The organism is Kribbella sp. NBC_00889 (genome assembly GCF_045207705.1).
GTDB lineage: Bacteria > Actinomycetota > Actinomycetes > Propionibacteriales > Kribbellaceae > Kribbella.
In genome coordinates this window covers 299,262-321,063 of record NZ_CP108783.1, presented here as the reverse complement: position 1 = coordinate 321,063, position 21,802 = coordinate 299,262, and the positions used below count along the sequence as shown (strand labels likewise).

General features: G+C 68.4%; 18 protein-coding genes. 5 read left to right on the top strand and 13 right to left on the bottom strand.

Annotated elements, in window-relative coordinates; all coding sequences use genetic code 11:
- Nucleotides 1-59: 59 nt before the first annotated feature.
- A complete protein-coding gene (locus OG817_RS01670) occupies nucleotides 60-488 on the top strand; it encodes a nitroreductase/quinone reductase family protein (RefSeq protein WP_406051677.1) in 429 nt (142 codons plus the stop codon).
- A gap of 2 nt (nucleotides 489-490) precedes the next feature.
- Here OG817_RS01670 and OG817_RS01665 read toward each other — a convergent pair whose 3' ends face one another.
- The 9 genes from OG817_RS01665 to OG817_RS01625 all read right to left on the bottom strand — a co-directional run bounded on the left by OG817_RS01665 (nucleotide 491) and on the right by OG817_RS01625 (nucleotide 9,177).
- Nucleotides 491-649, bottom strand: coding sequence for a hypothetical protein (locus OG817_RS01665; protein ID WP_360441696.1), 159 nt, complete (start codon nucleotides 647-649; stop codon nucleotides 491-493).
- Nucleotides 650-711: 62 nt separating this feature from the next.
- Complete coding sequence (locus tag OG817_RS01660) at nucleotides 712-1,266, bottom strand: hypothetical protein (protein ID WP_406051675.1); 555 nt, start codon at nucleotides 1,264-1,266, stop codon at nucleotides 712-714.
- Nucleotides 1,263-1,946 (bottom strand): DUF402 domain-containing protein, encoded by a 684-nt coding sequence (locus OG817_RS01655; RefSeq protein WP_406051673.1) that lies wholly within the window; start codon nucleotides 1,944-1,946, stop codon nucleotides 1,263-1,265. The genes OG817_RS01660 and OG817_RS01655 overlap by 4 nt, the downstream gene beginning before the upstream one ends.
- Nucleotides 1,943-3,346, bottom strand: a complete 1,404-nt coding sequence (locus tag OG817_RS01650) for a class II fumarate hydratase (protein WP_406051672.1) — start codon at nucleotides 3,344-3,346, stop codon at nucleotides 1,943-1,945. Before OG817_RS01650 ends, OG817_RS01655 begins: the two co-directional genes overlap by 4 nt.
- 44 nt (nucleotides 3,347-3,390) lie before the next feature.
- Entirely contained in the window at nucleotides 3,391-4,047 is a 657-nt protein-coding gene (locus tag OG817_RS01645; RefSeq protein ID WP_406051671.1) for a hypothetical protein, read from the bottom strand.
- 19 nt (nucleotides 4,048-4,066) lie between these two features.
- Nucleotides 4,067-4,651: a dihydrofolate reductase family protein gene (locus OG817_RS01640; protein WP_406051669.1), complete on the bottom strand. Its 585-nt coding sequence runs from the start codon at nucleotides 4,649-4,651 to the stop codon at nucleotides 4,067-4,069.
- A gap of 99 nt (nucleotides 4,652-4,750) precedes the next feature.
- On the bottom strand, nucleotides 4,751-5,416 hold the full coding sequence (locus OG817_RS01635) for a hypothetical protein (protein ID WP_396396358.1): 666 nt from the start codon (nucleotides 5,414-5,416) through the stop codon (nucleotides 4,751-4,753).
- Nucleotides 5,417-5,633: 217 nt separating this feature from the next.
- The gene (locus OG817_RS01630; RefSeq protein ID WP_131516496.1) at nucleotides 5,634-6,968 is read right to left on the bottom strand and encodes a PhoH family protein; all 1,335 of its coding nucleotides are present in this window, start codon (nucleotides 6,966-6,968) and stop codon (nucleotides 5,634-5,636) included.
- Nucleotides 6,969-8,397: 1,429 nt separating this feature from the next.
- Nucleotides 8,398-9,177: an isoprenyl transferase gene (locus tag OG817_RS01625; protein ID WP_406051668.1), complete on the bottom strand. Its 780-nt coding sequence runs from the start codon at nucleotides 9,175-9,177 to the stop codon at nucleotides 8,398-8,400.
- 258 nt (nucleotides 9,178-9,435) lie between these two features.
- Between OG817_RS01625 and OG817_RS01620 the strand changes: the two genes are divergently transcribed.
- Nucleotides 9,436-10,131, top strand: coding sequence for a hemolysin III family protein (locus OG817_RS01620; protein ID WP_406051666.1), 696 nt, complete (start codon nucleotides 9,436-9,438; stop codon nucleotides 10,129-10,131).
- Here OG817_RS01620 and OG817_RS01615 read toward each other — a convergent pair.
- Nucleotides 10,128-10,580, bottom strand: a complete 453-nt coding sequence (locus tag OG817_RS01615; RefSeq protein ID WP_406051665.1) for a MarR family winged helix-turn-helix transcriptional regulator — start codon at nucleotides 10,578-10,580, stop codon at nucleotides 10,128-10,130. The two genes, OG817_RS01620 and OG817_RS01615, sit on opposite strands and share 4 nt — an antisense overlap.
- Before the next feature lie 114 nt (nucleotides 10,581-10,694).
- On the opposite strand from OG817_RS01615, the gene OG817_RS01610 reads away from it, so the two are divergent.
- Together OG817_RS01610 and OG817_RS01605 are read left to right on the top strand one after the other, a co-directional pair.
- Nucleotides 10,695-11,867 (top strand): phosphotransferase, encoded by a 1,173-nt coding sequence (locus tag OG817_RS01610; RefSeq protein WP_406051664.1) that lies wholly within the window; start codon nucleotides 10,695-10,697, stop codon nucleotides 11,865-11,867.
- Nucleotides 11,868-11,929: 62 nt separating this feature from the next.
- Nucleotides 11,930-12,454: a hypothetical protein gene (locus OG817_RS01605; RefSeq protein WP_406051662.1), complete on the top strand. Its 525-nt coding sequence runs from the start codon at nucleotides 11,930-11,932 to the stop codon at nucleotides 12,452-12,454.
- A gap of 57 nt (nucleotides 12,455-12,511) precedes the next feature.
- On the opposite strand, the gene OG817_RS01600 is transcribed toward OG817_RS01605, so the two are convergent.
- The 3 genes from OG817_RS01600 to OG817_RS01590 all read right to left on the bottom strand — a co-directional run bounded on the left by OG817_RS01600 (nucleotide 12,512) and on the right by OG817_RS01590 (nucleotide 17,741).
- Nucleotides 12,512-13,354, bottom strand: a complete 843-nt coding sequence (locus OG817_RS01600; protein ID WP_406051661.1) for a M28 family peptidase — start codon at nucleotides 13,352-13,354, stop codon at nucleotides 12,512-12,514.
- Between the two features lie 97 nt (nucleotides 13,355-13,451).
- Nucleotides 13,452-15,506 (bottom strand): M4 family metallopeptidase, encoded by a 2,055-nt coding sequence (locus tag OG817_RS01595; RefSeq protein ID WP_406051659.1) that lies wholly within the window; start codon nucleotides 15,504-15,506, stop codon nucleotides 13,452-13,454.
- Nucleotides 15,507-15,758: 252 nt separating this feature from the next.
- On the bottom strand, nucleotides 15,759-17,741 hold the full coding sequence (locus tag OG817_RS01590) for a thioredoxin domain-containing protein (protein ID WP_406051657.1): 1,983 nt from the start codon (nucleotides 17,739-17,741) through the stop codon (nucleotides 15,759-15,761).
- 313 nt (nucleotides 17,742-18,054) lie between these two features.
- On the opposite strand from OG817_RS01590, the gene OG817_RS01585 reads away from it, so the two are divergent.
- The gene (locus tag OG817_RS01585) at nucleotides 18,055-21,780 is read left to right on the top strand and encodes a S8 family serine peptidase (protein WP_406051656.1); all 3,726 of its coding nucleotides are present in this window, start codon (nucleotides 18,055-18,057) and stop codon (nucleotides 21,778-21,780) included.
- Nucleotides 21,781-21,802 lie beyond the last annotated feature (22 nt).

The following is a 21,802-nucleotide window of genomic DNA, read 5'->3' as shown; positions in this document are numbered from 1 at the left end:
AGCCGAGTGGTTGACGTCGGCGGGTGATCGCCGGACGCTCGGGAGCGGGGGTGGTTGTGATGGGCCGGCGGATGCTGCGGATGGGGAATCGGATCGGGGTGTGGATGTATCGCACGCTCGATGGGCGGTTTGCGAGTGGCAGCAAGGACGTGCACGTCCTGATGCTGACCACGCCCGGCCGGCGGACCGGAGTACCGCACTCGACCTGCGTGCGCTACCTGGAGGCGCCGGACGGGCTACTGGTGTGGGGAACCGGGTCGGGTTCCCGGCGGGATCCGGACTGGTTCTGCAACCTGCGCGCGGTCGAGGTGACCGACGTGCAGCTCGGCGCGAAGCACGTCCGGATGCGTCCGCGGGAGTTGACCGGGGTGGAGCGGCAGACCGCGTGGACTGATGTCATCCTGCGCGAGGACCCGGGCATCGGTCGGTTCGCGACCAAGGCCAAGCGCACGATTCCGGTCGCCGTACTGGAACCTGAGCAGCGCTGATCTCAGCTGGCCTGGCTTTGGACCGGCTCGGGCAGTTTGACCAGGACGGCCCTGGCGGCTCGCACGAGGTCGGCTTCGTTGTGGCCGAAGGCCTGGAGGTAGCTCCCGAGGGCGGATCGCAGTAGTTGCAGTTCCTCGGCTTCCAGCTCGATGGTGTACATGATTCCAAGGTAAGTCCGAACCGGGCAGAAGGAACCGCTCGTGATGCACCCGTTGTGAGCGGTCAGCCGATGGGCCAGCCGGCCTTGCCGAGGATCTGGGCCGCGGTCTCCGCCGGGGAGCCGCCGTTGGTGACCGCGAAGTCCTCGATCGGCTGGTGAGCGGCGGCCTCGGCCAGTGCCGCCTGCAGGTCCCAGTCAGGTCCGCGGGTCAACCGGGTCCGCGCTGCAACGAGGTCCGGCGGGGTCAGCACCCTGACTATCCGTACGTCGCAGTCGGCGAGCGCCTCCGTGTACGCCGCTTTGAGCTCGGCGGTCTCGACATGCCCGCTCACGATCAGGAAGCGGGCGCCCGCGTCGCGGTAGGTGGGCCAGACAGCCGCAAGGTTGCGCGCCTTGAGCCGGTCATGAAACCGGAGCCCAGAATCCGACGCCGCATCCGGTGCCGCATCCAGCGCCGCGGCCGGTGCCGATGGCGGCGGGCCGAACTGGCCCACGGCGTCCAGGTCGACGACGGCGGTCGGGTGACGATCGGCCGTCAGGAGGCGGGCGATCGCCTGAGCGACCGTGGTCTTGCCAACTCCCCCACCGCCGGAGAGGAGCAGCGCCTGCGCGCTCAACTGTGCAGCTCCTCGGCGATCAGGACCGGCTGATGCGACGTCGGCGCCGTCGGCAACCGCCAGTCCGGTGGCGCGGTCCACGTCTGCCAGCCGTCCGAGAACGGCGACCTCCAGGCCTCGATGTCACGGACGGCCGCGTGGGCATCGGCGATGATCCGCTCAGCCTCGGCCGCCGTGAAGCGCCCCGCGGTGACCGCACCCTCCAGTTCGTCCTCGTCCTTCCACTCGATCATGCGATCCGGCCGGATCCACAGGTCAAGGACGTGGTCGACGGTGCTGGTCCGGAGTGCCGCCGCGTCGCGCACGTGCGGGGCCTCGAGGTTCACGTACCAACCGCGGAAGCTGCCGTCCTCGGCCCAGAAGTGCCAGACCGACCATGGCTTGCCCGGCGGCAGCACCTTGAGGATCCCCGTCCCGCGCCAGACATCGAGCTTCAGCACCCGGTCCTCGGTGAACATCGCGACCGGACCGGCGGACCTGGTCTCCCGGCCGTCCACCAGCACGGGCTTGATCAGCGGCGTACCCGGAGCGAGCCAGGCAACCAGCCCGTCCTCATCGTCACGCACCACGGTCATCGGCCGGACGTTCGGCTTGTCCGCGTGCCGTCCGGTCCCCTCGTATACCCACTCGATCGTGGTCCCCGGCTGCCAGAAGCGCGCCTGCGCCGCGGCTGCCGTCACGGCTGGGCCGGCCGGGTCATGGACAGTACGTCGAGGGCCGCGTCCAACTGCTCCTCGGTCAGATCACCCTTCTCGACGTGCCCGTTCTCGATCACGACCTCGCGGATGGTCTTGCCCTGTTTGAGCGCGCTCTTCGCGACCGCGGCGGCGTTCTCGTAGCCGATGTAGCGGTTCAGCGGTGTCACGATCGACGGCGACGACTCGGCCAGCGCACGGGCGTGGTCGACGTTCGCGGTGATGCCGTCGACGCAACGGTCGGCCAGCAGCCGGGAACTGTTCGCCAGCAGGGTGATCGACTCGAGCAGGTTGCGGGCGATCACCGGCAGCATCACGTTCAGCTCGAAGTTGCCGCCGGCACCGGCCACGGTGATCGTGGTGTCGTTGCCGATGACCTGGGCGGCGACCATCAGCGTCGCCTCGCAGATCACCGGGTTCACCTTGCCCGGCATGATGCTCGAGCCCGGTTGCAGGTCCGGCAGGGCGATCTCGCCGAGCCCGGCGCGCGGCCCGGATCCCATCCAGCGCAGGTCGTTGCAGATCTTGGTCAGGCTGACCGCGATCGTCTTCAGCTGCCCCGACAACTCGACCAGACCGTCGCGCGCACCCTGCGCCTCGAAGTGGTCGTCGGCCTCGCTCAACTCCAGACCGGTACGCCGGTTCAGCTCCGTGATCACCTTGGCCGCGAACCCTGGTGGTGTGTTGATCCCGGTCCCGACCGCCGTGCCGCCCAGTGGAAGCTCGGCGACCCGCGGCAGCGTCGCACGCACCCGCTCCGCACCGCGCCGCACCTGCTGCGCGTACCCGTTGAACTCCTGCCCGAGCGTCACCGGCGTCGCGTCCATCAGGTGGGTGCGCCCGGACTTGACCACCTCACCGAACTCGGATCCCTTACGAGACAGGGATTCCGCCAGGTGCTCGAGCGCCGGCAGCAGTTCCTGGACGACGCCCGCGGTGGCGGCGACGTGGATCGAGGACGGGAACGTGTCGTTGCTCGACTGCGACGCGTTCACGTGGTCGTTCGGATGCACGTCGCTGCCGAGGGCACGGGTCGCGAGCGTGGCCAGCACCTCGTTGACGTTCATGTTCGTCGACGTGCCGGAGCCGGTCTGGAACACGTCGATCGGGAACTCAGCGTCGTACTCACCGCCGGTCACCTGGTCCGCGGCGGCCGCGATCGCGGCCGATCGCTCGCCGTCCAGCACGCCGAGCTCGGCGTTCACCACCGCCGCCGAGGCCTTGATCTGGGCGAGCGCGTGGATGAGCGCCGGCGCCAGCGGCCGGCCGGAGATCGGGAAGTTCTCCACCGCACGCTGGGTCTGCGCCCGCCACAACGCGTCCCGAGGCACCTTGACCTCGCCCATCGTGTCGTGCTCAATCCTGAATTCCGCATTGTCACCCATACCAGCAGAGTACGTCGCTCCACGCAGTCGCCGACGACCGATTGTCAAACTGTGGATAACGAACCCTGGTACACGAAGTACGTCTCCGCCCGCCCCTGCAAAGTCACCGGGACGGGCGTGACCGCACACGCCCCGAAGACCGCTGTGACCGCGGTCTCCAAAGCATCCGACGCCGACGAGGACCAGACGGTCAGTACGCCGCCAGTCCGCAGCTTCGACCGGCAGACAGTCAGGAACGGCGACGCGTAGATGGCCGAGTTCTCGTTGTAGACAAGGAAGTCCGGGCCGTTGTCCACATCCAGCAGGATCCCGTCGAGCGACGTATCGGACGACGCGGCAACGACCGCACGTACGTCGCCGACGACCACGGACACCCGCGGATCGTCCAGCACCGACGGCACCAGTCCTGACCGCATCCACGCGACCAGGTCCGGCTCGATCTCCGCGACCACGACCTCGCCGAGCCGGCCGTCGGTCAGCAACGCACGGACGGTGTAGCCGAGCCCGAGACCACCGACCAGGACGCGATCAGGACGTCGTACCGAGGCCAGGGCGGCGGACGCGAGCAGCTCCTCGCTGGAGGTCTCACGGTCGTCCATCACGAAGACGCCGTTCACCCGCAGCTCGAGGGCTCCGTCGTCGTCACGCCGCCGCAGGACCAGCTCGCCCCGTTCAGTGCTCCCCCGCGCGATCTCCGGCACGCCGACATCCTGCCAGGCCTCAGTAGTGCACCTTGAACCGCAGGTGCGTGGCGTTGCCCGACGGTACGACGTCGGTCCGCTCCAGCTGGTACTGCCGGCCGCCGACGTTCTCGAACAGCGGGGTCCCCGACTGCAGCAGAACCGGCACCAGATGAATCTGGATCTCGTCGAGCAGTCCGGCGGCCAGGCACTGCTGCGCCGCGCTCGCGCCGTGCACCCCGACGACCCGGTCGCCGGCCGCATCCTTGGCCGCCTTGACCGCCGCCTCGATGCCCTCACTGACGAACGTGAACACCTTCGGCGCCCGCACGGTCTCAGCAGCGGGTGGGTTGTGGGTGAGCACGAAGCACGGAAGCTGCCCGGCCGGACCGCCGTCGCCCCAGCCTCCGTCGCCCTCAGCCAGGTCGTAGGACCGGCGGCCCATCAGGATCGCTCCGGCCGAGGCGACCATGCCGTCGAGAACCGCGGTGTCCTCCGGGAACGGCTCCCAGAGCCAGCGGTGCAGGATGTCACCGCCGACGCCGAGCTGGTGTTCCCTGGTCACGTCCGGACCGGTGATGTAGCCGTCCAGCGACATCGAGATGCCCGAGATGACGAGTGCCATGATGACTCCTTCGAAGAGGTGATTCCTACTCCTCGAAGCTTGCCGGTCAGACGCCCGTACGCGCCTCCGCGATCAGCACGGAAACACCACGGAACGGGCTCAGTACCAGCCCTTGGCCTGCGAGTGGCCCCAGGCCGAGCACGGGGAGCCGTACGCGTCCTCGATGTAGTCCAGGCCCCACTTGATCTGGGTGACCGGGTTGGTCCGCCAGTCCGAGCCGTACGCCGCCATCCGGTAGCCGGGCAGTGCCTGCGGGATGCCGTACGCAGAGGAGGTCGGGTTGTCGGCGTCGACCTGCCAGCGAGACTCCTTGTTCCACAGCTTCTCGAGGCAGCTGAACTGGCTCTCGCCCCAGCCGTGGTCGGGCAGGAGGTTCATCGCGACCTCCTTGGGCGTGCCCTCGAGCTTCTTCCGCTCGGCGTCGCGGCTGGCCCGCTCCTCGCGCGAGTCGTTGTCCTTCTCCTGCAGCGCCTTGTACCGCTTCAGGGCCGCGTTCTTGGCCGCGCGAACCATGGCGGCCTTGTCCTGGGTCGCCTTGCGCTGCGCCTCGACGGCCTCGATCTGGTTGCGCAGCCGGATGACCTCCTGGGCCTGCTCCTCGGGGGACAGTCCCTTGGGCGAGGGCGTCTTCACCGCGCGGGCCTTCTCGCTGTTCAGCACGGCCATCTCGGCCCGGCCGGACACCTGTTCCGAGGCGACGCTGCTCCCGGGGGAGCTGAAGAGGTCGATACCGGCGACAACGGAGACGACGACGATTCCAGTCACTGAGAGAACCGCGACGGAGCGCTTCGCTTTCATCTGTCCTTCCGAGGAAACCCGACCCCCGTCGGCTGGCAACAGGAACATACTCTGGCGTAAACCGACCGTGATCACAAGCAGGTCACAGACAACGGTGCGGCCGCCCGACGGGCGACCGCACCGTGCACGCGGAAGTCTTACGCGTGCTTTACAGACAGAGATTACCTAAGGGTATAAACGCTCCTTACAGCTGCAGATCGTCCAGCATCTCGGTGACCAGCGCGGCGATCGGCGACCGCTCCGAGCGGGTCAGGGTGACGTGGGCGAACAGCGGGTGTCCCTTCAGTTGCTCGACCACCGCGACCACTCCGTCGTGCCGGCCGACCCGCAGGTTGTCCCGCTGAGCGACATCGTGGGTGAGCACCACCCGCGAGTTCGCACCGACCCGCGAGAGCACCGTCAGCAGCACGTTGCGCTCCAGCGACTGGGCCTCGTCGACGATCACGAATGCGTCATGCAGCGAGCGGCCGCGGATGTGGGTCAGCGGCAGCACCTCGAGCATGCCGCGGTCGATCACCTCGTCGATCACGTCACTGCTGGTCAGCGCGCCGAGCGTGTCGTACACGGCCTGCGCCCACGGCTGCATCTTCTCCGACTCCGAGCCGGGCAGGTAACCGAGCTCCTGGCCGCCGACCGCGAACAGCGGCCGGAAGACGACCACCTTCTTGTGCTGCCGCCGTTCCATCACCGCCTCGAGACCGGCGCAGAGCGCGAGCGCGGACTTGCCGGTGCCGGCCCGACCGCCGAGCGAGATGATCCCGACGTCGGGGTCCAGCAGGAGATCGAGCGCGACCCGCTGCTCGGCCGACCGGCCGCGAATCCCGAACGCCTCCCGGTCACCCCGGACCAGCCGGACCCGCTTGTCCGGCATCACCCGGCCGAGCGCGCTGCCCCGCTCGGACAGCAGCACCAACCCGGTATGGGTCGGGAACTCGCCGGCCTGCGGCAGTTCCAGTACGCCGTTCTCGTACAGGTCGTCGACCACGTGGGTCTCGACCTCGAGCTCGCTCATCCCGGTCCAGCCGGACTCCAGCGTCAGCTCGGCCCGGTACTCCTCGGCCATCAGGCCACAGGCCGACGCCTTGACCCGCATCGGCAGGTCCTTCGAGACCAGCGTGACGTCCCTGCCCTCGGACTTGAAGTTGCAGGCCACGGCCAGGATGCGGCTGTCGTTGTCGCCGAGCCGGAAACCGGCCGGCAGGCTCTCCGGATCGGTGTGGTTCAGTTCGACCCGGAGGGTTCCACCCTTCTCCCCCACTGGCAGGGGCGCGTCCAGACGTCCGTACTGGATCCGGAGCTCGTCGAGCAGCCGCAGCGCGGTGCGAGCGAAGTAGCCGAGTTCCGGGTGATGCCGTTTGGCCTCCAATTCGGTGACGACGACCACCGGGACGACCACCTCGTGCTCGTCGAACCGCAGCATCGCGTGCGGGTCGGACAGCAGCACCGAGGTGTCCAGCACAAAGGTGCGCTGGGCCGGTGTGGATGAGGTACTTGACGCCTTGGCGTGGGTGGCAGCCATGTCGCACGTCCTCTCGGGCCGCGACGTGCACCACGCCCGGCCCACCAGTGGTTAGGTGATGGACCGGGAGCTGGCCCGGGGATCTGGTGCAGATCCCCTCCGGACCGCCGCACGGGCAGATCCGGGAACCAGTGAGATCGAGACGCGAGGTCTCGGGCACTCCGTTCTGCCCCTCATGGGGCAACCGGCTGGCGAACGATTCTCAAGCTGATCGGGCCTCCCGGACAGCCGGCTTCCCCTCCGACCGTCACTAAGGAGCGTAGGTCGGCGGCGCAAACCCCGCATTCCGACACGCCCGGCCACGGGGTTAACGGCGTGTTACTTCTTCCCCCCACGCGGGGGAGGTCGTTCACCCTGCGGAGTGATCCGGTCCGCGACGCTGCGCGACAGTCTCGTCACATGCGGAAGAACTGGCCGGTGTGGACCGGGTACGCGACGGCTCTGTGGTCCCTGACGTACGGCGTTCTGGGCGTCTACTGGGCCTTCGGCGGAGCCGGCTACCCGTTCGCGAAAGTGACCGATGATCGTGCAACCGCCTCGATCCTGGAGGGCACGCCCGCGCATGTCGTGGCCCCGGTCATGGCGGCCGTCGGGCTCGGTGGCGCTGTGCTGGCGATCGTGATGACCAGACGCCGGGCCCGGGGTTGGGTGCTGGAGGCAATCTCCGCCGTGCTGGCCGTCGGGCTCGCGGTGGTGATCCCTGACTACACACTGATCGCGATGGTTGCCCTCGCCCCCGCACTGGTCGTCTTCGCGTTCACCGGCGTACCGGGTGAACAGGGCGGCGTGGGCGACATCCTCTATTGGCACCGGGTGAACCTGATCATCGTGTTCGTCGGTGGTCTGCTGTGGGCGGCCACCGCGATCGCGTACCACCGCCGCAGCCGGGACGCCTGTGTTTCCTGCGGTCGCAGCGACCGCCCCGATCCGGCCTGGACGACACCGCGGGAAGCCGTTCGCTGGGGTCGCATCGCGGTCATCGTCGCGGTGGCAGCCAACCTGCCGTACGAGTTCACCCGGGTGGCGTGGTTCTTCGGCTGGCCTGTCGGGATCAGCGACGAGTTCCACCAGATGATGGCCGACACGCCCGGCATGCTGGCGATGGGCCTCGGGCTGGCCGTGATGGGCGTCGGCGGCGGCATCCTGACCCACGGCCTGGTGCACCGCTGGGGCGAGGTCTATCCGCGCTGGATCTGGTTCAAGGCGGGCAAGCGCGTCCCACCACTCCTCGCGATTATCCCGGCCTCGGTGGTGGCCGTCGTACTCGTCCCGGCCGGTTTGATGAACACCCAGCTCCCCTTGGACGGCGACGACTGGGCCCTCAACGGTCCCGGGATCCTCTGGGTGGTCTGGGGAGCCGCCCTGGGTACGGCGACGTACGCCTACTACCTGCGACGACGTACGACGTGTGCCCGCTGCGGACGCGGGGTCACGTCCCGAAGCGGCGCTCCCGTTGTGCGTAGCTCCGGATCGCCCGCAGGAAGTCGACGTGCCGGAAATCCGGCCACAGGGCTTCACAGAAGTAGAACTCGCTCAGCGCGCTCTGCCAGAGCAGGAAGCCGCCGAGTCGCTGCTCGCCCGACGTCCGGATGACCAGGTCCGGGTCCGGCTGGCCCTTCGTGTACAGGTGCCTCGCGATGTGCTCGACGTCGACGCGCTCGGCCAGCTCCTCGATGGAGATGCCCTGCGCGGCTTCCTCGAGCAGGAGCGACCGGACCGCATCGGCCAACTCGCGGCGGCCGCCGTACCCGACCGCGACGTTGACCAGCATCCCGTCGACTTCATGCGTGGCCGTCTCGGCCGACTTGAGCGTCTCGGCGGTGGCGCCGGGCAACAGGTCGAGCGCACCGACCGGGTGGATCCGCCAACGGCCGATCGCGGTCAGCTCGTCGACGGTCTGCTCGATGATCCGCAGCAGTGGCTCCAGCTCGTCGCTCGGCCGGCTCAGGTTGTCGGTCGAGAGCATCCAGACGGTGACCACCTTGACGCCGACGTCGTCGCACCAGTCGAGGAACTCGACGATCTTGTTCGCCCCGGCCTCGTGACCGCGCGACACCGGGTCGCCGACGGCCCGGGCCCAGCGCCGGTTGCCGTCGATGATGACGCCGATGTGCCGCGGGATCCGGTCCGGCGACAGCGATCGGACCAGCCGGCGTTCGTACAGGCCGTACACCGCGTCGCGCAGCTTTTGCTTGCCAGGTGTCCGCATGGGCAGGTGCTCTCCTCGAAGACTCTCGGTCACGAGGCTAGCCCAGATCGGCCGCTGTTGAGAGGGCGCGGAGCGGCTCGGAGAAAGCTGCCGGGGACTTCGAACTTTCGCCGAAGTTCGTGCGTCGGACACGCGGGTGGCGGTGTGCCAACGGGTGATGTCGCCTACATTTCATGCTTATGGACGATCGAACCTACGGTCCCGTAGGTTACGGTTGCGTAGGTACTGAACCGCCCGGCACCCCTCGAAAGGACGGCGATGACCACTACCAGCGCCCAGCCCCAGGAAGTCGGTCACCGGCTGTCCGGAAGACTCGCGCCGCTGAAGCCCAAGCTTCGCGGCTGGCTGCACGCCGGCACCTTCCCGTTCGCGACCGCTGCCGGCATCGTGCTGATCTGTCTCGCCCCCGGCGCCGAGGCCCGCTGGGCCGCCGCGGTCTACACCATGGGCGCGATGCTGCTGTTCGGCATCTCCGCGCTGTACCACCGGTTCTACTGGGGGCCGACCGGTGAGGCGATCCTGCGCCGGCTCGACCACAGCAACATCTTCCTGCTGATCGCCGGCACCTATACGCCGCTCGGGATGGTCCTGCTGCACGGCGACAACCGGCTGCTGATGCTCGGCCTGGTCTGGGGCGGGGCGCTGCTCGGCATCCTGTTCCGGATCTTCTGGGTGAGCGCACCGCGCTGGCTCTACACGCCGATCTACCTCGCCCTCGGCTGGGTGGCGATCTTCTGGATGGGCGACATCTACCACGAGGGCGGCGCGGCGGTGGTCACGCTGATCGCGGTCGGCGGCGGGCTCTACTCGATCGGCGCGGTCGTCTACGGCACCAAGCGGCCGAACCCGTCACCGCTGTGGTTCGGCTTCCACGAGATCTTCCACGCCTTCACCGTGGCCGCGTTCGTCTGCCACTACATCGCCGTCAGCATCGCGACGTACCAGGTCGGCTAACTTCCCAGATCCTTCAGGGTTTCGCGCAGTACGTCGTACCTTTCGCGGCCCAACCGCTGTTCCCACAACTCTTCCACGCGGGCGATCGCGGCCCGGCTGAACTCGACCGCCTCGTCACCTCGCGGCGTACGGCGTACCAGCCGGACCCGGCGGTCGCCACGCAGCCGGTCCGACTCGGTGAACCCCAGCCGCTGCAGGTAGTCGACGTGCTGCCCGAGGCCCTGCTTCGTCATCCCGGCGGCCTCGGCCAGGTCGGTGATCCGGCCGCCCTCCGGCGGGATCATCTCGAGCAGCCGGTAGTGCGACACCCGTAGCCCCGGGAACGCCTGCTCGGAGTCGGCCAGGATCTCTGCCCGTAATCGCGCCATCACGAGTCCGAGCAACCCGGCGATGTGATCGGACCTGACCGGGTCGGCGGGTGCGCCCGAAAGGCCGTTGACGGAAGTCATAAGGCAACTTTACTATCTCGGTAGTAAGGCTGCTTTACTTCTTTCCGTGCTGCCTCTGAAGACTGGCAGAAGGCGCGGGCGGACGATGGGGTGCAGACTGCTTTGGGGGGACGCATGATCACCACTCTGGAACCACTGGGCCGCGACGCCCTGCGCGACGACGATCTGACCGATCTGGTCCGGACCATCACCGGGGACCCGGCTGCCCGGACCGGCGCGGTCCGGGTCGAGCCGGTCGACTACCCGATCGGCACTCCAAGCACCGAGGCCCTGTTCCGGCTCTTCGGTACGGCGACCACGGCCGGCGGCGACACGGTCGACTGGTCCTGCTTCATCAAGAAGCTCCAGTCGGTCCGGCACTGGGCGTACATCGACTCGGTACCCGAACAGTTCCGCGCCGCGTTCATCCAGAACCTGCCGTGGCAGCTGGAGATCGCAGTCCACCGCAGTGGCATCGCGGACGTACTCCCGGACGGCCTGCGGCTGGCCACGGCGTACCGCATTGATCTGTACGACGACGATCGCGGCACTCTCTGGATGGAGAATGTCATCCAGGAGCCGGGTCCATGGCCGATGGAGCGGTTCGAGCGGGCGGCGTACCTGCTCGGGCGCCTCTCCGCCCGTCGTCAGCCGCATCTGGTCGAGCCACTGCTCCCCCGCGGCAACATCACCACCCCCGGCGTCGGGCTGCGGTACTACACCGGCGGCCGCGTGATGATGACCGCCCTGCCGACCATCGCCGACCCGCAGACGTGGCGGCAGCCGCTGCTGGCCGCGGCGGTCTGCCATCTGGGCGACCACCGCCTGCGTGACGACCTGCTCGACCTGGGTGAGCGCTTGCCCGCCGTACTGGACGCGCTCGACGCGCTGCCGCAGTGCTACCAGCACGGGGACGCGAGTCCGCAGAATCTGCTGGTTCCGGAGGGGAATCCGGACGAGTTCGTGGTCATCGACTGGGGGTTCGACTGCCCGCAGGCGGTCGGGTTCGACCTGGGGCAGTTGCTCGTCGGACTGGCGCATGCCGGTGAGCTGGCGCCCGACGCGCTGCCGGCGGTGCACAACGTGATCTTCAAGGCGTTCCTGAAGGGCCTGGCCGAGGATGGGATGCAGGTGACCGAGGAGCAGGTGCTGTACGGCTATCTCGGCTCACTGTGCGCCCGTGCGACGTTCACCGCGCTGCCGCTGGAGCAGATCACCAAGACCACCAACGACGCGACGCTCGCGATGTTCGAGGACCGCGTCCGGCTCACCCGCGTGCTGGTCGACCTGGTGTCGCGGGTGGTCTAACAAGAACATTTCGGTCGTGTCACAGCTGCAACGAACCGGCCGGCTAGAGGTATCCATGGTGCGTGAGGAACCTCAGCAGATACGCAGTGGTCGCCACGATCAGCACCGTCGCCGGACTGGTCCTGGTCGGCTGTGGTGCCGAGTCCGGCGATGGTGCGGGCGGTACGCCGTCCGCGCCCCCCACGCTGCCCAGCAGCACACCCACGGTGACCCAGTCGACTCCGGTCGGCACGGCTCTGCCGATCACGGTCAGCCGGACCGGTGGTTTCGCGGGCTTCGACGACAAGGTGGTGATCGGCGCCGACGGCGTCGCGACGGTGACCTCGCGCGGCAAGGACACGGTCCGGTGCAAGCTGGACCCCACCCTGCTGACAACCATCCAGACCGCCGCACAACAGGTCGACTGGGCCAGTCTCACTCCAACCAAGCCGAGCACCCGGCACCCCGACGACATGATCCTCGCGGTCACCGCGAACGGGAAGACGGCCCGCATCGAGGACCCGCAGCTCAAGCCGATGTCGGAGTCTGTGAACCAACTGCTCGCCCAAGCCACCATCCCACCGGGCAAACTCTGCAAGCCGGTCTAACGAGGAGTCCGGGGCGCGCGAGCCTGGGCGGAGGCCACGCGCCCCGGACGGGGGTTGTCAGTTCGCGGTGTAGTCCTTCTGGGTGAGGGTCCAGATCATGTGGCCGATGGCGTCGATCTGGTGGTCCAGCGAGGTCAGGTCCAGGTTGCTGATGGTGTCGCAGGATCGGTGGTAGCAGCGGTCGAACGCCTGCCCTGCCGTACCACCCCACTTCGCTGCCTGGGCTGACGTCTTGGTCTCCTCGGCGCCGGCGAACGTACCGGCGGTCGGGATGCCGAGCGACCGGAACGCCGCGTGATCGGATCGGCCCTGGACGTCGATGAACTCGGTCTGGACATTCTGTTGGGTGAAGTACGCGACGAGATCGTCGCGGGCGCCGTTGCCCGCGGGATTGTCGTCGTACACGAAGTAGCCCGGGTTCGGCGACGCGATCATGTCGAAGTTCAGGTACAGCTCGATCCTGTCGCGTTCCGCGGCGGGCAGGTTGTTCACGTAGTACCTCGAGCCGACCAGCCCGAGTTCCTCGGCACCCCAGAACCCGAACCTCAAACGGTTCCTGGGGGTCTGGCCGCCGGCAGCGTAGGCGAGGGCGGTTTCGAGTACGCCGGCGCTGCCTGAACCGTTGTCGTTGATACCGGGACCGGCGCTGACGCTGTCCAGGTGTGAGCCGGCCGCGTCGAGCTTGGCCTTCACCCAGTCGGCCGACGCCTTGTAGCCGGGGCGGCCGGCGGCGCGGTTGCCGCCGTTGCCGGTCGCAATCGACTGGAACTGGTCGAGATGGGCCTTGGTGTTGGTGACGGAGATGTCCGGCGACGCGGCCGCGGTGGCGATGTTGCCTGGAGCAAACACTGCGGCGGCCACGAGGACGGTGCCGAGTCCGGAGTACAGGAAGGTACGCATGGTGGATCTCCTTCAGCCGGGGCGAGCGAAAGGAAATCCGGGGCGCGCGAGCCTGGGCGGAAGGCCGCGCGCCCCGGACGGGATCACCGCGAGACGGTCAGCTCGCGGTCAGCGACGTGTCGTCGATGACGAAGCTGGTCTGCAGGGAGGAGTCCTCCTGGCCGACGAACTTCACCGTGACGGTCTTTCCCTTGTACTGCGTCACATTGAACGTCTTCTGCACGTACGACGTGTTCTTGTTCAGGTTCGAGTACGTCGCCAGCGTGGTGGTCGTACCACCGTCGACGATCTGTACCTTCGCCGTGTCGTACACCGTCGAGGACGTCGTCTCCGCGGTGTCGATCCGGATCCAGAACGAGAGCGACGCCGCCGTCGCCGAAGCCGGGATCGCGACCGACTGGCCGACGTTCTCGGTGGTGGCGCGGCCGTTGCCCTGCAGCCAGAGCTTCCAGGTGCCGGTGCGAGCCGGACGCCCGGTGTTGTTGGTGATCGGGCCGGCGGTGCCGGTCCAGTTCACCGCACCGGACTCGAAGCCCGGGTTCAGCAGCAGGTTGTCGCCGGTGGGCGGCGGCTCGGTGCCACCACCACAGGCGGCCGCGCCGGCCGGGACGGAGATGCCGCTGAAGGCTGCCTCGATGCCCTTGCACTGCGCCGAGTCGGCGCCGTACAGCTCCTTGGCCGAGGTGATCGCACCCTCACGAGCATCCTTGTAGGTGCTGCCCGAGCTGAGCTTGGTGCTCAGCGTGCGGTACCAGACCTTGGAGGCCACGTCGCGGCCGACACCGGCGATGGTCGCGCCGTTGCAGGCGGTGCTGCTGTGCGTCACGCCACCGATGACCTTGCTGCCGGTGCCCTCGGAGGCCAGGTAGAACCAGTGGTTCAGCGGGCCGGACGAGTAGTGCGGGTCGGCGTTGCCGACCGAGCTGCTCCAGCAGTCGTAGCTGCCCCCGTCCTTCGACGGCTTGTCCATGTAGCGCAGCGGCGTGCCGTTGCCGTTGATGTTGATCTTCTCGCCGATCAGGTAGTCACCCGGGTCGGAGGAGTTGTTGGCGGAGAATTCGACCATGGTGCCGAAGATGTCCGAGGTGGACTCGTTCAGGCCCCCCGCGTCACCGAAGTAGTTCAGGTTGGCGGTCGCCTCGGTGACACCGTGGCTCATCTCGTGGCCGGCCACGTCGATCGCGGTCAGCGGACGGGCGTTGCTCTGACCGTCGCCGTACGTCATCTGGGTGCCGTCCCAGAACGCGTTCACGTACGCGTTGCCGTAGTGCACCCGGGACCGGGCGCCCTGGCCGTTGTTGAAGATGCCGTTGCGGCCGTGGACGTTCTTGTAGTAATCCCACGTCAGCTGCGCACCGTAGTGCGCGTCGACACCGGCGGTCTGGCGGCTGGACGTCGTGCCGTTGCCCCAGGTGTCGTCGGCGTCGGTGAACGTCGTGCCGTTGCCGGAGGTCGCACCGTTGAGGTCGGTGGTGAAGTTGCCACCGCGGCTCGGGTCGCTCATCGTGAAGCTGCCCGACGTACCGATGCTGACGGTGCCGGAGTACATCGAGTTGCCGGTACCTGTCTTGATCTCGTCGTCCTGGGCCAGCAGGGCGCCGGACTTGGCGTCGATGAACGAGTGCAGCACCGACGGGGTCTGGTCCGGCTTCACACCGGTGGTGACGACCTCGTAGGCGAGCACGGGCTTGGCCGGCGTGACGAACACGACCAGCGCGCCCTTGTTGCCGGTGGCCTTGAACTTGGCCGCCTGGGCGCCCTTGGTGAGCGCGGCCGACTGGGACAGAGTCGGCTTGGTCGCGACACCGACGGACTTCGCGCCGAGGTTGTAGGTGACGGTGATGACATCGCCGATCGCCTCGCCCTTGCGCTTGACGATCAGGTCACCGCCGACGACCTTCAGGCCGTTGAAGGTGCGGTCGTAACGGACGTACTCGGTGCCGTCGGCGTCCTTGACCACGTCGCGGACCTTGAGCACCTCGCCACCGGCGAGTCCGAGGGCTGCGGCCGTCTGCGCGGTCTGCGCCTGTTCGGCTTGGACGGCGGCCGGCTGGTTGAAGCCGGACGCCGGGAGCGGAGCCGCGCGATTCGCGGCACCCGCTGTCGAGCCGGTGAACGCCGTCGCAAGACCCGCTGTCGCGACGATGGCCACCGCCCCTGCTGATGTCAGTCGTTTCAAGACAACATCTCCTCACGGTGTGGTCGCTGTTTGGGCGCAGCGACCGAATTCAGTTGGGGACGCCGGATGCGTTGGCGCAGCAGTGCCACTGCCTCAGTTGTGACACTGTGTGTCAAGACGTGCGAGTTCTGTTACATCCGACTGAGGGAGGACTCTCGTCCCCAGCGGGCCCGGAGTCAAGGGATTCTTCCGAAACGACAGGGAAAACCCGCACTGCCGTCGTTGTCAGTTCACCGGGCGGAACTCGCGGCGAAGGTCTTCCGGCAACACGACCGGGAGCCGGCAGGTGAATTTCTGACAGACGTACGCCGCGGGCTGGTCCTGGATCAACGTGCGACCGTCCATCAGCGGTACGGCGAGCCCCGGGTCGCCGTGGACGATCGCCGTACCCCACGGCGCGGCCGCGAACGCGGTCCGGAGCAACTCGGGCGAGCGGCCCGCGATGGCGATCTCGAGCGGACCGGCGGCAGTCGTCTCGGCCACCGCAAGGGCACGGCCGGCGAACCGCGGTGCGCGGGCGGCGATGGTGGCCGAGGCCTTCAGAGCCTCGGCGGCCGCAGTCTCATACCGGACCGATCCGGTCATGCTGGCCATCGTCGTGAACGCCTCGGCTGCCAGACTCACGCCGGCCGGGCTGGCGTTGTCGGTCGGGTCCTGCGGGCGCCAGACCAACTGCTCGGCATCGGCCGCCGTGTCGAAATAGGAGCTGTCCGCAACGAACTGCTCGATCGTCCTGTCCAGCAGGCGTTGCGCGGTGTCGTACCACTCGATGTTGCCGCTGGCACCGAACAGCACCAGACAAGCCTGCGCGTACGCCGTGTAGTCCTCGAGGACACCGTGGGCCGTCCCGACAACGCCGTCCCGGGAGGCGCGGTGGAGGCGTCCGGTCGCATCGTCGAGGTGCACGTCCCGGACCAATCTGGCCGCCTGGGTGGCGGCTTCGACGTACTCGGGGCGGTCCAGGATCACACCGGCTCTGGTCAGGGCCGTGATGGCGAGACCGTTCCACGCGGCAACTACTTTGTCGTCGCGGCCGGGGTAGGTGCGTCGCGCGCGGACCTCGCGCAGGATCGCCCGGATCCGCTGCCACCGGTCGGAGTCGTCGGGGTCCTGGCGAAGCTGGAGGACCGAAGCCCCGTGCTCGAAGGTCCCGCTGACATCGCAGAGTTCGATGACCCAGCGAGCGTCGTCCTCGGTCAGTGCCTCGTGCAACTGCTCCGGCGTCCAGACGTAGTACTTGCCCTCCACACCTTCGGTGTCGGCATCGAGAGCGGAGGCGAAGCCACCCTCCTCGGTCCGGAGCTCGGCGAGGAGGAAGTCGGCAGTCTCCTCGGCGATCCGCCGGGCGAGCGGGTCGGAGCTCACCGCCCACCAATGGGTGTAGACGTCGAGCAGCAATGCGTTGTCGTAGAGCATCTTCTCGAAGTGCGGAACGATCCACTGGCGGTCGACCGAGTAGCGCGCGAACCCGCCGGACAACTGGTCGTACATGCCGCCCCGGGCCATCCGGTCGCACGTCTTCGCGACCATCTCGAGCGCGTCGGCCGAGCCGGTGCGGCGATGGTGGCGGAGCAGGAAGTCGAGGACCATCGACGGCGGGAACTTCGGCGCGCCGCCGAAGCCGGCGTCGGCCGGGTCGAAGTCGGTCTTCAGCAGTTCGGCGGCGTGGTCCAGCGTCGCGGTGTCGATCGCACCCTCGGCCGCGTGCTGCTGGGCGCCCAGTTGCCCGACCACTCGGCGGCCGATGTCGTCGATCTGATCGCGCTTGGTCCGCCACGCGTCGACCAGCGACTCGAGCACCTGACGGAACGACGCCATCCCACCGCGAGGGTCCTTCGGGAAGTACGTGCCGCAGAAGAACGGCTCGCCGTCCGGGGTCAGGAACACCGACATCGGCCAGCCGCCCTGCCCGACCATCGCCACCGTCGCCGACATGTAGATCGCGTCCACGTCGGGGCGTTCCTCGCGATCCACCTTGATGCTGACGAAGTGCTCGTTCAGGTACGCCGCCGTCGCCTCGTCCTCGAACGACTCGTGCGCCATCACATGACACCAATGGCAGGCGGAGTACCCGACCGACAGGAAAACAGGTTTGTCCGAGCGCCGTGCTTCTGCGAACGCTTCGGGGCTCCATTCCCACCAGTCCACCGGATTCTCTGCGTGCTGGAGCAGATAGGGGCTGGTGGTATGCGCCAACCGGTTCGTCATCTCGACGCCTCCTGTCCGGGACTGACCTGACGATGCACGGGGTTGGCAGAACCCTGGAACGCCACGCTACCTCCGTGCCCGGCCGAAGCCGCAGCGCGGGTGGTGACCAAGCGTTCCCGCAGTTGCCCGCCCGGCAGGGTTGTCTTCTGGGCAGAATCGGACCGGCAGCTGGGCAATGGACGAAATCGATTGCCCGGGTTCCACCGGAATGATCAGATGCGCCTACCTGAGGACCTCCGGAGGAAACGTGCGACGCCCTTCTGCCAAACCGCACCTGCTGTCGGTCGCAGCATTTCTACTTCTCGTCACCGGCGTGACGGCGCCTTCGGCGGCCGGCGCCGAGCCCCCACCACCCGCCGCGGACGCCCCGGCGGCATCCCGCGGCGCGCCAGTCGAGGTGACCTTGATCACGGGCGACAAGGTGATCGCCGGACGGGGACCGGACGGAGCGGTCTCGGTGCAGGCTGTCGAGCGTGCGCCGCGGTCGACCGGAGCGGTTCGGGTCACCGTCGAGACGGGCGACACCTTCGTCCTGCCCGACGAGGCCATGCCGTACGTGGCGACCGGCCGGCTCGACAAGCAACTCTTCAACATCACCGATTTGGTGGCACAGGGCTACGACGACGCCCGGACCGACGCCCTGCCGCTGATCGTCACCGGCCGGTCCGACGGTTCCGCCCGGGGGCTGCAGTCCGCCGCCGGAGCACTGCCTGGGGCGAGCGTCACGCAGAATCTCCCGTCCGTCGGAGGCTCTGCCGTTCACGCTCGGCGGTCGGAGGCCACCGCTTTCTGGTCGGCCGTCACCCGCGGAACGAACGCCCGCCGGTCCCAGCCCGGGGTCGGCGCCACCGCGGGCGAACCGTCGTTCGCAGTCGGTATCGACAAGATCTGGCTGGACGCGAAGGCGAAGGCACAGCTCGCCGACACCACGGCGCAGATCGGCGCCCCGAAGGCCTGGCAGGCAGGGGCGTCCGGCGCCGGTGTCCGCGTCGCGGTGCTGGACACCGGTATTGACACCGGCCATCCAGACCTGGCTCCGCGCATCGTGGCGACCCGCAGTTTCATCCCCGGCGTGGACGTGGTCGACCGCGACGGCCATGGAACGCACACCGCGTCCACCGTCGCCGGCACCGGCGCCGCTTCGGACGGGAAAGAGCGCGGGGTCGCCCCCAGCGCCGACCTGGTGGTCGGCAAGGTGCTCGACGACCACGGGTCCGGCCCGATCTCGGGCGTCATCGCCGGGATGGAGTGGGCGGCGCGGACCGAGCACGCCAAGGTGATCAGCATGAGCCTGGGTACGTCGACCTGGCACACGCAGGACGATCCAGTCAGTCAGGCGGTCAACCGGCTCAGCGCCGAGACGGGCGCGCTGTTCGTCGTTGCGGCAGGCAACGAGGGGAACAGCCCGTACACCGTCACCGCGCCCGGTACGGCGGACGCCGCGCTGACCGTCGGCGCGGTGGACACGTCCGACCAGCTCGCCTCGTTCTCCAGCACCGGCCCCAGGATGATCGACGACGGCCTCAAGCCTGATCTGACCGCACCCGGAGTGGACGTCCTGGCCGCGCGTTCCCAGTACATGGACGACGGGGCCGAGGGCTACTACCGACTGGAAAGCGGTACGTCGATGGCGACGCCGCATGTGGCCGGTGCGGCCGTCCTGCTGGCGCAGAAGCACCCCGAATGGACTGGACAGCAACTCAAGGACGCGCTGATGGGGACCAGCGCGATGACGCCCGCGTACACCCCCTACCAAGCCGGCACCGGGCGGTTGGACGTCGGCGCCGCCTACCTCCAGGATCAGGTCGTCGCCACCGGATCGGTGGATGCCGGGCGGATTGCCTGGACGCCGCGGCCCGACCGCACCCCGGTCAACCGTCAGGTGACTTACCGCAACACCACCGGCAGCCCGATCACGCTGAGATTGTCGATCGACCACGGCACCTCACCCGCCGGCGTGTTCTCTGTGGCGACCGACGAGGTCGTGGTCCCGGCGCACGGCACGGCCACGATCGGAGTCACGGCGGACCCGCAGGGTCTGCCGCCCGGCCAGTACGGAGCTCAGGTGACGGCGAGTTCAGCGACCGGCACGGTGCACACGGCCCTGGGCCTGTCCGTAGAGCCGGAGAAGTACGACCTGACTGTCCACCTGAAAGACCAGTCCGGCAAACCGGTCAGCGGCGAGGTCGAGATCACCGGCGCCGACGGCAAGACCACAGTGTTGTGGGTGCCTGACGGCAAGCTCACGAGCCGCTGGGCGCCTGGTTCCTACACGATCGTCTCCACGCTGGACGTCGTCGGCCGGCACGGCCCGCACTCGATCGGTCTGGCGGTCCTGACCGCCCCGGAAGTCATCCTGACGAAGGCTCGCGACGTCGTGCTGGACGCGTCCCGTAGCCGGGAGATCAAGGTGGCGACTCCCCTGCCGACGGCGGTCAGCACCAGCAGAATCGACATCTTCCGCTCGTTCACGTCGGCACAGCCGACACCCGACGACAGGCAGGCTCTGCACCAGATCCTGATGCCGCCGCCTGAGTACGACAGTCTGTGGGCGCTCCCGACCGGGAACAAGGTCCAGCAGGGCAGCTTCGTCTTCACCACCCGGTTCCGGTCCGAGCAGACTCCGCTGAAGATCGCGTACGGGGGCGGCAGTCTCGACGACACGCCGCTGGTGCAACCCGGGTCTGCCTCGTTCCAGGACGGCAAGACCCGCGTCCCGGCCGTGTTCGCCGGTACGGGGACGCCGGCCGAGTACAAGGGCCTGACCGTCCAGGGCAAGGCCGCGGTCGTCCGGAGCAGCTCCGAGGTCGCCGCCACCGACCAGGCCGCCGCCGCGCACGCGGCCGGTGCCGCGATGCTCCTGGTGGTCAACGACGGCGACGGCCGCAAGAGCGACTGGTACGGCGCTCCGGACGGCCGAACGACCGGACCGATCCCGACCGCCGCGCTCACCCTGGACGACGGCGAAGCACTGATCAGGAGGATCGCGGCCGCGGGCCGGACCGAGCTCACCGTCGAAGCCCATCCGAAGCCGGCGTACCTGTACGACCTGGCCGACTGCCACGACGGATTCGTACCGAACGATCCGTCCGCGGCCACCGATCCGGGCAGCCTCGCCCGGATCGAGAACGACTTCGTGGCTCCGGGCGGACGCCCGGTCATGGAGAGCCGTGAGGACAGTCCCGCGTACGAATACTGGCCGGCCGACTATCCGTACGCCGGTTTCGGGATGATCCGTGTTCCGAGGTTCCCTCGTAAACCGGTCACGGGGCACCGGACGGACTGGGTGTCCGCCGGCGTCAAGTGGCAGCAGTACGGGTCCGTCGACGGCTGGCAGACCTTCACCGACGTGGTGAGCTACCAGCCGCGCAGCGTGCGGAACGAGCGGTGGTTCGGCCCGATCGTCCGCCCCCGGATACTCGACTTCGAGGTCCCGCACCGGGTCGGCAGCGGGATGGGCGGCATGATCGCCGGGTTCGGCGACGGAGGATCCGCGCACAGCGGAGACGCCAGGATGACCCGCAGCTTCGCGCTCTACCAGGGAGACCGGCTGCTGGCGCAGAACGGGCCGAAACCGGAGTTCGGCGTGGGCGGCCTGGCGCCGGAAGAACTCCCGTACCGGCTCGTGGCCGACACGGCGGGAAACCCCGACCTGACGCCGTACTCGACCACCACCCATACCGAGTGGACGTTCACGTCCGGCGAGGTCGAGAACCAGGCGCTTCCGCTCGCGCAGCTCGACTACGTCGCGGAGGTGGACGCCGCAGGCCGGGCGAAGCGCACCTCGGCCTTCTCCGTCAAGCCCGTCGTCGTCGGCAGCAGCGCGCGTGCGGACGCGGTCACCGCCGTACAACTGGAGGTCTCCTACGACGACGGTGCGTCCTGGCGACGCCAGGATCTGAAGGAGCGTGATGGGACCTGGCAGGCGCGGTTGTCGGCGCCGGCCCAGGCGAGCCAGGTATCGATTCGGGTGACCGCTCGGCAACGCAACGGCGGCGGTATCAGCCAGACCGTCATCCGGGCGTTCGGCCTGAAGTGAAAGGTGCGCGGGCGGCCGGTGT